The following is an 11,646-nucleotide window of genomic DNA, read 5'->3' on the forward strand; positions in this document are numbered from 1 at the left end:
CCTCAAATGGGTCAGGCGACCACACAGTCTGCCATCCTAACGCGAACGGCCCCCTGGGGCCTCAGCTGAGGCCCCAGGGGGCTCGTCTCACGTCAGGGGCTTCTTCACTCCGGCTTCGGAGCGCCCTTCACCGGCAGGGTCTCAACGGACCCGCCGACTGCGGTGATCTTCTGCTCCGCGGAGCCGGAGAAGGCGTGAGCCTTCACCGTCAGCGCGGCGGAGATCTCGCCGGTGCCGAGAATCTTCACCGGCTGGCCTTTGCGGGCCAGGCCCTTGGCGATGAGGTCGGATGCTGTGACCTCGCCGCCCTCGGGGTAGACCTCGGCCAGCTTGCCGACGTTCACCGGGGAGTACTCGACCCGGAAGGGGTTCTTGAAGCCGCGGAGCTTCGGGAGGCGCATGTGCAGCGGAAGCTGACCGCCCTCGAAGCCGGGCCGAACCTGGTAGCGGGCCTTGGTGCCCTTGGTGCCGCGACCCGCGGTCTTGCCCTTGGAGGCCTCACCGCGGCCCACACGGGTGCGGGCCTTGCGGGAGCCCGGAGCAGGCTTCAGGTCGTGCAGCTTGAGGACATCGCCCTCTGCGGGGGTGTTCTCTGCCATTACTTGGTCTCCTCAACCTTGACGAGGTGCTTGACCGCGTTGAGCATGCCCACGGTGACCGGGTCGGCCTGGCGCACCACGGTGTGGTGGATGCGCTTCAGGCCGAGGGACCGGACAGTCTCGCGATGGGCCGGCTTGGCACCGATGGTGGACTTGATCTGGGTGATCTCCAGCGTCGCATCGGAAGGTTTGAAGTCCGGTGCGGTGCTGTGCTGGATCTTCTGTGCCATTGCTTATGCACCTGCCTTCTGAGCGCGGGCCTCACGGTCGGCCTGCATGGTCCTGACCATGGGGGCCGGGGCGACCTCGTCGAGGGACTTGCCGCGGCGGGCTGCCACAGCCTCGGGCTCCTCGAGCTGCTTCAGAGCGTCGATGGTTCCGTGAACGATGTTGATCGCGTTGACCGAGCCCATGGACTTGGTCAGCACATCGTGGATGCCTGCACACTCAAGCACGGCACGCACGGGACCGCCGGCGATCACACCGGTACCTGCGGATGCGGGGCGCAGCAGCACGACGCCGGCTGCGTCCTCACCCTTGACCAGGTGCGGAATGGTCGAGCCGACGCGAGGCACGCGGAAGAAGCTCTTCTTGGCCTCCTCGACGCCCTTCTGGATCGCGGCGGGAACCTCTTTGGCCTTGCCGTAGCCGACGCCGACGGTTCCGTCGCCGTCGCCCACGACCACAAGCGCGGTGAAGCTGAAGCGACGACCGCCCTTGACGACCTTGGAGACACGGTTGATGGTCACGACGCGCTCGAGGAACTTGTCCCGGTCGTCGTCGCGGCCTCCCCCGCGGCCTCCGCGGCCGCCCTCACGGCGACCTCCGCGGCCGCCGTCACGCCCGCCGGAGCGTTCGCTGCGGCCCTGGCTCTGGGTGTTCTCGGACTGGGGCTGCTGCTGGGCAGCTGCCTCGGTGGTCTCGTTCGCCTCAGTCACCTGTGCGTCCTTCTCGTTGGTGTTCTCGCTCACAGCTTCAGCCCACCTTCCCGGGCGCCGTCGGCGACGGCGGCCACGCGGCCGTGGTACTTGTTGCCGCCGCGGTCAAAGACCACGGCCTCAATGCCGGCAGCCTTGGCCCGCTCGGCGATGAGCTCGCCCACGCGCTTGGCCTTGGCAGTCTTGTCGCCGTCGAAGCTCCGAAGGTCTGCCTCCATGGTGGTGGCGGAGACCACGGTGTGGGACTCGAGGTCGTTGACCACCTGGGCCACCATGTGGCGGGAGGAGCGGTTGACCACCAGGCGCGGCCGCTCGGCGGTGCCGGAGACCTTCTTGCGCAGGCGCAGGTGGCGCCGGCCGCGGGCAGCGGACTTGGACTTGCCCTTGATACCGATAGCCATGATTACTTACCTGCCTTTCCGGCCTTGCGGCGAAGCTGCTCGCCCTCGTAGCGCACGCCTTTGCCCTTGTACGGGTCGGGGCGGCGCAGTTTGCGGATGTTCGCGGCGACTTCGCCGACCTGCTGCTTGTCGATGCCTGTGACGGCGAGCTTGTTCGCACCCTCGACGGTGAAGGTGATCCCGTCAGGGGCCTCAACCGGAACAGGGTGGGAGTAGCCCAGTGCGAACTCGAGGTCGCTGCCTTTGGCCTGGACGCGGTAGCCGGTGCCGACGATCTCAAGCTTCTTGGTGAAGCCGTCGGTGACGCCGATGATCATGTTGTTGATCAGGCTGCGGGTCAGGCCGTGCAGGGAGCGGGCCTCGCGGGAGTCGTCGGGACGGTTGACCGTGATGGTGCCATCCTCGATCTCCAGGGTGATGCCCTGCGCGATGGTGCGGGAGAGCTCGCCCTTCGAGCCCTTGACGGTCACCTCGCGGCCGTCGAGCTTGACCTCAACTCCGGAGGGAACGGTGATCGGAAGTCGACCAATTCGTGACATTTCTGGTGCGCTCCTTCCGGTTACCAGACGTAGGCGAGAACTTCTCCGCCTACGCCCTTCTTGCCTGCCTGCCGGTCGGTCAGAAGACCGGAGGATGTGGACAGGATGGCGATGCCCAGGCCGCCCAGCACGTGCGGGAGGTTGTTGGACTTCGCGTAGACCCGCAGGCCCGGCTTGGAGATCCGGCGCAGGCCGGCGATCGAACGCTCACGGTTCGGACCGAACTTCAGGTCGATCACGAGGGTCTTGCCGACTTCGGCCTCTTCCTCGCGCCAGTCGGTGATGTAGCCCTCCGCCTTCAGGATGTCGGCAATCCGCACCTTCAGCTTGGAGCTGGGCATGGACACCTGGTCGTGGAAGGCCGAGTTGGCGTTGCGCAGACGCGTCAGCATGTCTGCGACGGGATCGGTCATCGTCATATTGGGGCGTGTGCCCTTCCTCGCCGCGGTTTCTCCCCCTCCGGAGTCGAGCTCTGGTGGGGGGACCTACGACGTCGTTTTCGTTAAGGAGTCAGTCCTGCTTGAACGGGAAGCCCAGTGCGCGAAGCAGCGCCCGGCCCTCCTCGTCGGTGCTCGCAGTGGTCACCACGGTGATGTCCATACCGCGGGGACGGTCGATCTTGTCCTGGTCGATCTCGTGGAAGACCGACTGGTCGTTCAGACCGAAGGTGTAGTTGCCGTTGCCGTCGAACTGCTTGGGGCTCAGGCCCCGGAAGTCGCGGATGCGGGGCAGTGCGAAGGTGACCAGACGGTCCACGAACTCCCACATGCGGTCTCCGCGCAGCGTAGTGTGCGTGCCGATCGGCTGGCCCTCACGCAGCTTGAACTGCGCGATGGACTTCCGTGCCCGAGTGACCTTGGGCTTCTGGCCGGTGATGCTGGTCAGGTCGGTCACGGCGCCGTCGATGAGCTTGGAGTCGCGAGCTGCCTCGCCGACGCCCATGTTCACCACGACCTTGACCAGCCCCGGGATCTGCATCACGTTGGCGTACTCGAACTCGCCCTGCAGGGAGCTGCGGATCTCCTCGCGGTACTTGGTCTTCAGCCGCGGAGTCATCTTGGTCTCGTTGACGGTCTCGGTCATGACAGCTCCTTCCCGGAGGCCTTGGCGTAGCGGACCTTCTTGGTCTCGCCGTCTGCCTCCTCGACGCGGAAGCCGACGCGGGTCGGCTGACCGGACTCGGGGTCGACGACGGCGACGTTGGAGACGTGGATGGGAGCCTCGGACTCGACGATGCCGCCCTCAGTGCTGCCGAACTGACCGGCACGGAGGTGGCGCTTCATCCGGTTGATCCCCTCGACGACCACCCGGTCGCGCTTGGGGAGCACCTCCAGCACCTTGCCCTGCTTGCCTTTGTCCTTGCCGGTGAGCACCTGGACGAGGTCGTCCTTCTTGATCTTTGCTGCCATGGGTTACAGCACCTCCGGAGCCAGGGAGACGATCTTCATGAACTTGCTGTCGCGAAGCTCACGGCCCACGGGCCCGAAGATACGGGTGCCGCGCGGGTCCTGAGTGTCACCCTTGAGAATGACGGCGGCGTTCTCGTCGAAGGAGATGTAGGAGCCGTCGTTGCGACGTGCCTTCTTCTTCGACCGGACGACGACGGCCTTGACGACGTCGCCCTTCTTGACGTTCCCGCCGGGGATGGCGTCTTTGACGGTGGCGACGAATGTGTCACCGATGCCTGCGTAGCGGCGTCCGGATCCGCCGAGCACACGGATGACAAGGATTTCCTTGGCACCGGTGTTGTCGGCGATCTTCAGCCGCGATTCCTGCTGAATCACGTGGTTTCTCCTGTCGTCCTACTGGTTCTCACGCGCACGCGAGCCTTGTGGAACATATAGAAATACGGGTGTTCTCCCCCGTCGCTTTCCCAGTGAGCGAGACCGGGCGGATCCGGTCTTTGGGCCCGAACAGCTGCCTTCAGGTCAGTGGCAGCGGAACTGCCGACCATCACGCTGCGGGCCCTGTCACTGGCCGAGGCGACATTGGGGGACATGCGCTGTCCGCGGCGGAATCATGACGAAACCAACGCACACGGGCGCACAATTTCACTATCATACAGAAAAAGGGACCGGACCCCAAAACACGGGGTCCGGTCCCTTTTCGCTGCTCAGCGGGCTCGAGGCGTTACTTCGCCTTCTCGATGATCCGCACCAGGCGCCACCGCTTGGTGGCGGACAGGGGGCGGGTCTCAGAGATCTGAACGGTGTCGCCGATGCCGGCCTCGCCGTTCTCGTCGTGAGCCTTGAACTTGGTGTGCCGCTTCATGACCTTCCCGTACAGGGAGTGCTTCATGCGGTCCTCGACCTCTACGACGATCGTCTTCTCCATTTTGTCGGAGACGACGACGCCGCGAAGGTTCTTGCGGTAGTTGCGCTCAGAGGCGGCGTCGCTCTGCGCTTTGTTCGCCGGCGCTGCGGCGGTGGTGTCCTGCTTGCTCATACTCAGTCCTCAGTCTCCTTCTCGGCCTCGGCCGCGGCCTCACGGATGCCGAGCTCGCGCTCGCGCAGCACCGTGTAGATGCGGGCGATGTCTCGCTTGACAGCCTTCAGGCGGGCTGAGTTCTCCAGCTGCCCGGTGGCGTGCTGGAAGCGGAGGTTGAACAGCTCCTCCTTGGCACCGCGGAGGTGCTCGGAGAGCTCGGAGTCCTCCAACTGGGCAAGCTTCTCCACGGTCAGGTCCTTGGATCCGACTGCCATTTCACTCACCACTCTCTCGGCTGATGACGCGTGCCTTCATCGGCAGCTTGTGGATTGCCAGACGCAGGGCCTCCTTGGCGACCTCTTCGCTGACACCGGACAGCTCGAACATCACTCGTCCGGGCTTGACGTTGGCGACCCACCACTCGGGGGAGCCCTTGCCGGAGCCCATGCGGACCTCGGCGGGCTTCTTGGTGAGCGGGTGGTCGGGGTAGATGTTGATCCAGACCTTGCCGCCGCGCTTGATGTGACGGGTCATGGCAATACGAGCCGATTCGATCTGGCGGTTGGTCACGTAGGCCGGGGCCAGTGCCTGGATACCGTACTCGCCGAAGGCCAGCTCGGTGCCGCCCTTGGCCATGCCGCCGCGCTTGGGCTTGTGCGGCTTGCGGTACTTGACGCGCTTAGGCATCAGCATCAGTTCTGCCCTCCTTCTGCGGCAGGTGCTGCGGCAGCCTCGTCACGGCGTCCGCCGCCGCGACGACGACGTTCACCGCCGCGCTCGTTCCGGCCTCCGCGGGCACCGCCGCGGCCGGAGGGCTGGGATGCCTGCTGGGCAGCCAGCTCCTTGGCGGTGAGGTCGCCCTTGTAGACCCAGACCTTCACGCCGATGCGGCCGAAGGTCGTCTTGGCCTCGTGCTTGCCGAAGTCGATGTTGGCGCGCAGGGTGTGCAGCGGCACACGGCCTTCGCGGTAGAACTCGGAGCGGGACATCTCAGCGCCGCCGAGTCGGCCGGCGCACTGGATACGAATACCCTTGGCACCGGCGCGCATGGCGGAGGAGATGGCCTTCTTCATGGCGCGGCGGAAGGCCACACGGGCGGCCAGCTGCTCAGCGACGCCCTGTGCGACGAGCTGAGCATCGGTCTCGGGGTTCTTCACCTCAAGGATGTTGAGCTGAATCTGCTTGTTGGTGAGCTTCTCCAGCGCACCGCGGATCCGGTCAGCCTCGGCGCCGCGGCGACCGATGACGATGCCGGGACGGGCGGTGTGGATGTCAACACGGACCCTGTCACGAGTGCGCTCAATCTCCACACGGGAGATGCCGGCGCGCTCTACGCTCTTCTCGAGCAGCTCACGGATCTGGGCATCTTCCTTCACGTAGTCCTTGTACCGCTGACCCGGCTTGCTCGAGTCGGCGTACCAGCGGGTGACGTGGTCAGTGGTGATGCCCAGACGGAAACCATTGGGGTTGATCTTCTGTCCCACTACTGATCCCCACCTTTCTCTTCTGTGCCGACCACGATGGTCACGTGGCTGGTGCGCTTGTTGATGCGGAAGGCACGTCCCTGAGCGCGGGGGCGGAACCGCTTCATGGTCGGTCCTTCGTCCACCCGGGCCTCAGTGATGACGTAGTCGTCCTCGTTGAAGGCCGCACCTGCACGGTCAGCATGCTGACGTGCGTTGGCCAGCGCTGATGCGACCACCTTGTACACCGGCTCCGAAGCGCCCTGCGGGGCGAACTGCAGAATGGCCAGTGCCTCATTGGCCTGCTTGCCGCGGACAAGGTCGACGACGCGCCGGGCCTTCATAGGCGTCACACGCAGGTAGCGCGCAATTGCCTTGGCTTCCATTGCTCTCCTTCTTTCCTGAAGTGCAGCCCCGCTCAGCGGCGCTTGCCCTTCTTGTCGTCCTTCACATGTCCGCGGAATGTGCGGGTCAGAGCGAATTCGCCGAGCTTGTGCCCGACCATCGACTCCGTGATGAACACGGGAATGTGCTTGCGTCCGTCGTGCACGGCAATGGTGTGGCCGAGCATGTCCGGGATGATCATGGAACGGCGGGACCAGGTCTTGATGACGTTCTTGGTGCCCTTTTCGTTCTCAGCCTGGACCTTGAGGAACAGGTGCTGATCAACGAAGGGGCCCTTCTTCAAGCTGCGTGGCATGTTTCCAGGCTCCTATCGCTTGTTCTTGGTACGACGGCGACGCACGATGAGCTTGTCGCTTTCCTTGTTGGGACGACGAGTGCGGCCCTCGGGCTTGCCGTTGGGGTTGACCGGGTGGCGACCGCCGGAGGTCTTGCCCTCACCGCCGCCGTGCGGGTGGTCGACAGGGTTCATGACCACACCGCGGACGGTCGGACGGATGCCCTTCCAACGGTTTCGGCCTGCCTTGCCCCAGTTGATGTTGGACTGCTCGGCGTTGCCGACCTGTCCGACCGTGGCACGGCAGCGCACGTCAACGTTGCGGACCTCGCCGGAGGGCAGACGCAGCTGGGCGTACTTGCCCTCGCGGGCCACCAGCTGGATGGAGGCTCCTGCGGAGCGGCCGAGCTTCGCTCCGCCTCCTGGGCGCAGCTCCACTGCGTGGATGACCGTGCCCAGGGGGATGTTGCGCAGCGGCAGGTTGTTGCCGGGCTTGATGTCCGCGTTGGGGCCGGACTCGATCGCGTCGCCCTGATTCAGCTTGGCGGGAGCCAGGATGTAGCGCTTGGTGCCGTCTGCGAAGTGCAGCAGCGCGATGCGTGCGGTGCGGTTGGGGTCGTACTCGATGTGGGCGACCTTGGCGGGCACACCGTCCTTGTCGGAGCGGCGGAAGTCGATCACGCGGTACTGGCGCTTGTGGCCGCCGCCCTTGTGACGGGTGGTGATCTTGCCCTGGCCGTTGCGGCCGCCGGTCTTGGTCAGCGGCTTGAGCAGGGACTTCTCGGGGGTGTCCCGAGTGATCTCTGCGAAGTCGGCCACGGACGAGCCGCGCTGGCCCGGGGTGGTCGGCTTGAGGTTACGAATTGCCATGTGCTCTTCCTTCGATCAAGTGGTGCCGGCAGCCGGTCAGGCTGCGGCTCCTCCGAAGATGTCGATTGCGTAGCCCTCTTTGAGGGTGAGGATCGCGCGCTTGGTGTCGTTGCGCTTGCCCCAGCCGAAGCGGGTGCGGCGGCGCTTGCCCTCGCGGTTGATGGTGTTGACCTTGTCGACCTTGACGCTGAAGATCTGCTCCACGGCGTACTTGATCTCGGTCTTGCTCGAGCCGGGGGCCACCAGGAAGGTGTACTTGCCCTCGTCGATGTTGTTGTAGGACTTCTCGGAGATCACCGGAGCGATGATCACATCACGCGGGTCCTTATTGATGGTGGCGCTCACTTGGCCTCCTCCTTGTCCTTCTGGCCGCCTTCAGCGTGGGCGAGAAAGGCGTCGTAGCCGGCCTGGGTGAACACGACCTCGTCGGAGACGACGACGTCGTAGGTGTTCAGCTGGTCTGCGTAGAGGGTGTGCACCTCGGGCAGGTTGCGCAGGCTCAGCGCAGCGCTGTCCTCCTCGCGGCCGATGACCACGAGCCAGTTGCGGGCGACGCCCACAGCTGCCAGGGCCTCCTTGCCGGCCTTGGTGGAGGGGGTTTCGCCGCCGATGGCGTCCAGGACGTGCACGCGGCCATTCCGGGCCCGGTCGGAGAGGGCCCCGCGCAGAGCGGCTGCCTTCATCTTCTTGGGGGTCCGCTGCTCGTAGGAGCGCGGAGTGGGCCCGTGCACGACGCCGCCACCGATCATGTGCGGGGCGATCATCGAACCCTGACGGGCGCGGCCGGTGCCCTTCTGGCGGAACGGCTTGGCGGTGGTCCCGGAGACCTCGGAGCGGGTCTTGACCTTGCTGGTGCCCTGACGAGCAGCAGCCTGCTGCGCCACAACCACCTGGTGGATCAGCGCGGGCTTGGTCTCGACGTCGAAGATGGCGCCGGGGAGATCGACAGTAACTTTCTTAGCCATGTGGATCATGCTCCCTTCACGGCCGTGCGGACGAGGATGGTGCCGCCGCGGGAGCCGGGAACGGCACCCTTCAGCAGCAGCAGGCCCTTCTCCGCGTCCACGGCGTGGACGGTGAGGTTGTGGGTGGTGTGACGGGCGTTGCCCATCTTGCCGGCCATCCGCAGACCCTTGAACACGCGGCCCGGGGTCGCTGCCATACCGATGGCGCCGGGCTTGCGGTGGTTCTTGTGCTGGCCGTGGGATGCGCCGACGCCGGCGAAGCCGTGACGCTTCATGACGCCGGCGAAGCCCTTGCCCTTGGTCTTGCCGACGACGTCGACCTTCTGGCCTGCCTCGAAGGCATCCACGGAGAGGTCCTGGCCGAGCTCGTAGTCAGCGGCATCCGCGGTGCGGATCTCAACCACGTGGCGGCGGGGGGTCACACCGGCCTTGGCGAAGTGGCCTGCCAGGGGCTTGGTCACCTTGCGGGGGTCGATGGCGCCGAAGCCGATCTGCACGGCGCTGTAGCCGTCAGAGTCTTCGCTGCGGATCTGAGTGATGACGTTGGAGTCAGCCTGGATCACGGTGACCGGCACGAGGTTGTGGTCCTCGTCCCAGACCTGTGTCATGCCGAGCTTGGTGCCCAGCAGACCCTTGACGGGCAGCTCAACGCGAGAAATGTTGCTCATTGTTCAGGCACCTCCCTCTCAGAGCTTGATCTCGATGTTGACGTCAGCGGGCAGGTCGAGACGCATCAGTGAGTCCACGGCCTTGGGCGTGGGGTCCACGATGTCGATCAGGCGCTTGTGGGTGCGCATCTCGAAATGCTCGCGAGAATCTTTGTACTTGTGAGGTGAACGAATCACGGCGTAGACGTTCTTCTCAGTCGGCAGCGGCACGGGGCCGACCACCGTGGCGCCTGCGCGCGTGACCGTGTCGACGATCTTCCGAGCCGAGGTGTCAATGACCTCGTGGTCGTACGACTTCAGCCGGATGCGGATTTTCTGTCCCGCCATGGCATTGAGCCTCTCTGTGGTCCTTGCAGTACGTCCTCAATGCGGCCAGCCCCGGGCTGCAGAGACGATGCGGACTCCAACCCCAAGAGAGGGGGCGCGGCCGACGAGCGGCCGACAGTGAAGCTGTCAACACCTTCTGCAGTTCTGGTCTGGCCGAACAGAGTGAATCCGCCGATTCCGACGGGTTCCTCACCCTGTAGGCTTCCGGCCCCCGCGGTCGGGCGTGTCGCTTACGATGCGCTGGTGAGAGCGCACAGCGGCACCCGCGGTATGGTCGGGGTGGTTTGTATAGCTTGTCTGCTGCACAGCTGGGCGCACGTGGTCCCGGCGGCGAGCAACTTGTCTATAGTGCCACGGCGGGACTGCCGTATGCAAACCCACCCATAGGACATGACCCCCAAGCCTGCCGCGAACAGGCGACAGCGCATGCGAGAGGCCCCCGGCACCTTCACGGTGCCGGGGGCCTCTCGAGTCCCTCAAGGAGTTATCCGGCGCACAGCGCCGGGGCCACCTTGAGCAGCCTAGGACAGCAGATCACTCAACGATCTTGGTGACCTTGCCGGAGCCAACGGTGCGGCCGCCCTCACGGATGGCGAAGCCGAGGCCCTCCTCCATGGCGATGGGCTGGATGAGCTCGACGGACATCTCGGTGTTGTCACCGGGCATGACCATCTCGGTGCCCTCGGGCAGCTCGATGACACCGGTGACGTCGGTGGTCCGGAAGTAGAACTGCGGACGGTAGTTGGTGTAGAAGGGGTTGTGACGCCCGCCCTCATCCTTGGAGAGGATGTAGACGTTGGCCTCGAACTTGGTGTGCGGGGTGATGGAGCCGGGAGCTGCCACCACCTGACCACGCTCGACGTCGTCACGCTTCAGACCGCGCAGCAGCAGGCCACAGTTCTCGCCGGCCCATGCCTCGTCAAGCTGCTTGTGGAACATCTCGATGCCGGTGACGGTGGTCTTCTGCTTCTCGCGGATGCCGAGGATCTCGATCTCGGAGTTGATCTTCAGGGTGCCGCGCTCGGCGCGTCCAGTCACCACGGTGCCGCGGCCGGTGATGGTGAAGACGTCCTCGATGGGCATGAGGAACGGCTTGTCCTTGTCACGCTCCGGCTCGGGGATGAACTCGTCGACCTGCTCCATCAGGTCCTCAACAGACTTGACCCACTCGGCGTCGCCCTCAAGAGCCTTCAGGCCGGAGGTGCGCACCACGGGAGCGTTGTCACCGTCGAAGTCCTGGTCGGAGAGCAGCTCCCGGACCTCCATCTCAACGAGGTCCAGCAGCTCCTCGTCCTCCACCATGTCGGCCTTGTTCAGAGCGACCAGCAGAGCGGGGACGCCGACCTGCTTGGCCAGCAGGACGTGCTCACGGGTCTGAGCCATCGGACCGTCGGTGGCGGCGACCACGAGGATGGCGCCGTCCATCTGAGCGGCACCCGTGATCATGTTCTTCACGTAGTCAGCGTGGCCGGGAGCGTCGACGTGTGCGTAGTGGCGCTTCTCCGTCTGGTACTCAACGTGGGACACGTTGATGGTGATGCCGCGCTCGCGCTCCTCGGGTGCGTTGTCGATGGAGGCGAAGTCACGCTGCTCGTTCAGCTCCGGGTACTTGTCCCCCAGGACCTTGGAGATGGCAGCAGTCAGGGTGGTCTTGCCGTGGTCGACGTGACCGATGGTGCCGATGTTGAGGTGCGGCTTGCTCCGCTCGAACTTTGCCTTGGCCACAGGTTCCTCCTATAGAACGTGTTGGTGAAGAAGACTTCTTTCAGG

20 protein-coding genes and 1 pseudogene are annotated in these 11,646 nt (G+C 65.1%); all 21 read right to left on the reverse strand.

Annotation, left to right across the window (positions count from 1 at the left end):
• Positions 1-104: 104 nt before the first annotated feature.
• Positions 105-599, reverse strand: coding sequence for a 50S ribosomal protein L15 (gene rplO / locus FWJ47_RS01065; protein ID WP_147103049.1), 495 nt, complete (start codon positions 597-599; stop codon positions 105-107).
• Positions 599-829: a 50S ribosomal protein L30 gene (rpmD, locus tag FWJ47_RS01070; RefSeq protein WP_147103051.1), complete on the reverse strand. Its 231-nt coding sequence runs from the start codon at positions 827-829 to the stop codon at positions 599-601. Before rpmD ends, rplO begins: the two co-directional genes overlap by 1 nt.
• A 3-nt stretch (positions 830-832) precedes the next feature.
• Entirely contained in the window at positions 833-1,570 is a 738-nt protein-coding gene (gene rpsE, locus FWJ47_RS01075) for a 30S ribosomal protein S5 (RefSeq protein ID WP_147103054.1), read from the reverse strand.
• Positions 1,567-1,938 carry a 50S ribosomal protein L18 gene (gene rplR / locus FWJ47_RS01080; RefSeq protein ID WP_147103056.1) on the reverse strand — a complete coding sequence of 124 codons (372 nt, stop codon included), beginning with the start codon at positions 1,936-1,938 and terminating at the stop codon, positions 1,567-1,569. The genes rpsE and rplR overlap by 4 nt, the downstream gene beginning before the upstream one ends.
• 2 nt (positions 1,939-1,940) lie before the next feature.
• Positions 1,941-2,477 (reverse strand): 50S ribosomal protein L6, encoded by a 537-nt coding sequence (rplF, locus tag FWJ47_RS01085; protein WP_147103058.1) that lies wholly within the window; start codon positions 2,475-2,477, stop codon positions 1,941-1,943.
• A gap of 20 nt (positions 2,478-2,497) precedes the next feature.
• The gene (gene rpsH, locus FWJ47_RS01090) at positions 2,498-2,896 is read right to left on the reverse strand and encodes a 30S ribosomal protein S8 (RefSeq protein ID WP_147103060.1); all 399 of its coding nucleotides are present in this window, start codon (positions 2,894-2,896) and stop codon (positions 2,498-2,500) included.
• 91 nt (positions 2,897-2,987) lie between these two features.
• Positions 2,988-3,560: a 50S ribosomal protein L5 gene (rplE, locus tag FWJ47_RS01095; protein ID WP_147103062.1), complete on the reverse strand. Its 573-nt coding sequence runs from the start codon at positions 3,558-3,560 to the stop codon at positions 2,988-2,990.
• Positions 3,557-3,886 carry a 50S ribosomal protein L24 gene (gene rplX / locus FWJ47_RS01100; protein WP_147103064.1) on the reverse strand — a complete coding sequence of 110 codons (330 nt, stop codon included), beginning with the start codon at positions 3,884-3,886 and terminating at the stop codon, positions 3,557-3,559. The genes rplE and rplX overlap by 4 nt, the downstream gene beginning before the upstream one ends.
• Before the next feature lie 3 nt (positions 3,887-3,889).
• Entirely contained in the window at positions 3,890-4,261 is a 372-nt protein-coding gene (gene rplN, locus FWJ47_RS01105) for a 50S ribosomal protein L14 (protein ID WP_147103066.1), read from the reverse strand.
• Between the two features lie 346 nt (positions 4,262-4,607).
• The gene (gene rpsQ / locus FWJ47_RS01110; protein WP_147103068.1) at positions 4,608-4,922 is read right to left on the reverse strand and encodes a 30S ribosomal protein S17; all 315 of its coding nucleotides are present in this window, start codon (positions 4,920-4,922) and stop codon (positions 4,608-4,610) included.
• 5 nt (positions 4,923-4,927) lie between these two features.
• Positions 4,928-5,179, reverse strand: a pseudogene (gene rpmC / locus FWJ47_RS01115) (50S ribosomal protein L29); the annotation flags it as partial.
• Position 5,180: 1 nt separating this feature from the next.
• Positions 5,181-5,597: a 50S ribosomal protein L16 gene (gene rplP / locus FWJ47_RS01120; RefSeq protein ID WP_147103073.1), complete on the reverse strand. Its 417-nt coding sequence runs from the start codon at positions 5,595-5,597 to the stop codon at positions 5,181-5,183.
• The gene (gene rpsC / locus FWJ47_RS01125) at positions 5,597-6,388 is read right to left on the reverse strand and encodes a 30S ribosomal protein S3 (protein WP_147103075.1); all 792 of its coding nucleotides are present in this window, start codon (positions 6,386-6,388) and stop codon (positions 5,597-5,599) included. Before rpsC ends, rplP begins: the two co-directional genes overlap by 1 nt.
• Positions 6,388-6,753 (reverse strand): 50S ribosomal protein L22, encoded by a 366-nt coding sequence (gene rplV / locus FWJ47_RS01130; RefSeq protein ID WP_147103077.1) that lies wholly within the window; start codon positions 6,751-6,753, stop codon positions 6,388-6,390. Before rplV ends, rpsC begins: the two co-directional genes overlap by 1 nt.
• A gap of 32 nt (positions 6,754-6,785) precedes the next feature.
• Positions 6,786-7,067 (reverse strand): 30S ribosomal protein S19, encoded by a 282-nt coding sequence (gene rpsS / locus FWJ47_RS01135; protein ID WP_146340969.1) that lies wholly within the window; start codon positions 7,065-7,067, stop codon positions 6,786-6,788.
• 12 nt (positions 7,068-7,079) lie between these two features.
• A complete protein-coding gene (gene rplB / locus FWJ47_RS01140) occupies positions 7,080-7,916 on the reverse strand; it encodes a 50S ribosomal protein L2 (RefSeq protein ID WP_147103079.1) in 837 nt (278 codons plus the stop codon).
• 36 nt (positions 7,917-7,952) lie between these two features.
• Complete coding sequence (rplW, locus tag FWJ47_RS01145) at positions 7,953-8,261, reverse strand: 50S ribosomal protein L23 (protein WP_147103081.1); 309 nt, start codon at positions 8,259-8,261, stop codon at positions 7,953-7,955.
• On the reverse strand, positions 8,258-8,881 hold the full coding sequence (gene rplD, locus FWJ47_RS01150) for a 50S ribosomal protein L4 (protein ID WP_147103083.1): 624 nt from the start codon (positions 8,879-8,881) through the stop codon (positions 8,258-8,260). Before rplD ends, rplW begins: the two co-directional genes overlap by 4 nt.
• Positions 8,882-8,886: 5 nt before the next feature.
• On the reverse strand, positions 8,887-9,549 hold the full coding sequence (gene rplC / locus FWJ47_RS01155) for a 50S ribosomal protein L3 (RefSeq protein ID WP_147103085.1): 663 nt from the start codon (positions 9,547-9,549) through the stop codon (positions 8,887-8,889).
• A gap of 18 nt (positions 9,550-9,567) precedes the next feature.
• On the reverse strand, positions 9,568-9,876 hold the full coding sequence (gene rpsJ, locus FWJ47_RS01160; RefSeq protein ID WP_022871716.1) for a 30S ribosomal protein S10: 309 nt from the start codon (positions 9,874-9,876) through the stop codon (positions 9,568-9,570).
• 534 nt (positions 9,877-10,410) lie between these two features.
• Positions 10,411-11,601: an elongation factor Tu gene (gene tuf, locus FWJ47_RS01165; RefSeq protein WP_147103087.1), complete on the reverse strand. Its 1,191-nt coding sequence runs from the start codon at positions 11,599-11,601 to the stop codon at positions 10,411-10,413.
• Positions 11,602-11,646 lie beyond the last annotated feature (45 nt).

The sequence above is a fragment of the Nesterenkonia populi genome (assembly GCF_007994735.1).
Taxonomy (GTDB): domain Bacteria; phylum Actinomycetota; class Actinomycetes; order Actinomycetales; family Micrococcaceae; genus Nesterenkonia; species Nesterenkonia populi.

Excerpts from the sequence above, each read along its gene's own strand:
- rplC (WP_147103085.1), bottom strand. The coding sequence starts at position 9,549 with ATGAGCAACATTTCTCGCGTTGAGCTGCCCGTCAAGGGTCTGCTGGGC.
- rpsH (WP_147103060.1), bottom strand. The coding sequence starts at position 2,896 with ATGACGATGACCGATCCCGTCGCAGACATGCTGACGCGTCTGCGCAAC.
- rplP (WP_147103073.1), bottom strand. The coding sequence starts at position 5,597 with ATGCTGATGCCTAAGCGCGTCAAGTACCGCAAGCCGCACAAGCCCAAG.
- rplV (WP_147103077.1), bottom strand. The coding sequence starts at position 6,753 with ATGGAAGCCAAGGCAATTGCGCGCTACCTGCGTGTGACGCCTATGAAG.
- rplD (WP_147103083.1), bottom strand. The coding sequence starts at position 8,881 with ATGGCTAAGAAAGTTACTGTCGATCTCCCCGGCGCCATCTTCGACGTC.
- rpmD (WP_147103051.1), bottom strand. The coding sequence starts at position 829 with ATGGCACAGAAGATCCAGCACAGCACCGCACCGGACTTCAAACCTTCC.
- rplE (WP_147103062.1), bottom strand. The coding sequence starts at position 3,560 with ATGACCGAGACCGTCAACGAGACCAAGATGACTCCGCGGCTGAAGACC.
- rplO (WP_147103049.1), bottom strand. The coding sequence starts at position 599 with ATGGCAGAGAACACCCCCGCAGAGGGCGATGTCCTCAAGCTGCACGAC.
- rpsQ (WP_147103068.1), bottom strand. The coding sequence starts at position 4,922 with ATGAGCAAGCAGGACACCACCGCCGCAGCGCCGGCGAACAAAGCGCAG.
- rplR (WP_147103056.1), bottom strand. The coding sequence starts at position 1,938 with ATGGCTATCGGTATCAAGGGCAAGTCCAAGTCCGCTGCCCGCGGCCGG.
- rplX (WP_147103064.1), bottom strand. The coding sequence starts at position 3,886 with ATGGCAGCAAAGATCAAGAAGGACGACCTCGTCCAGGTGCTCACCGGC.
- rplF (WP_147103058.1), bottom strand. The coding sequence starts at position 2,477 with ATGTCACGAATTGGTCGACTTCCGATCACCGTTCCCTCCGGAGTTGAG.
- rplB (WP_147103079.1), bottom strand. The coding sequence starts at position 7,916 with ATGGCAATTCGTAACCTCAAGCCGACCACCCCGGGCCAGCGCGGCTCG.
- rpsS (WP_146340969.1), bottom strand. The coding sequence starts at position 7,067 with ATGCCACGCAGCTTGAAGAAGGGCCCCTTCGTTGATCAGCACCTGTTC.
- rpsJ (WP_022871716.1), bottom strand. The coding sequence starts at position 9,876 with ATGGCGGGACAGAAAATCCGCATCCGGCTGAAGTCGTACGACCACGAG.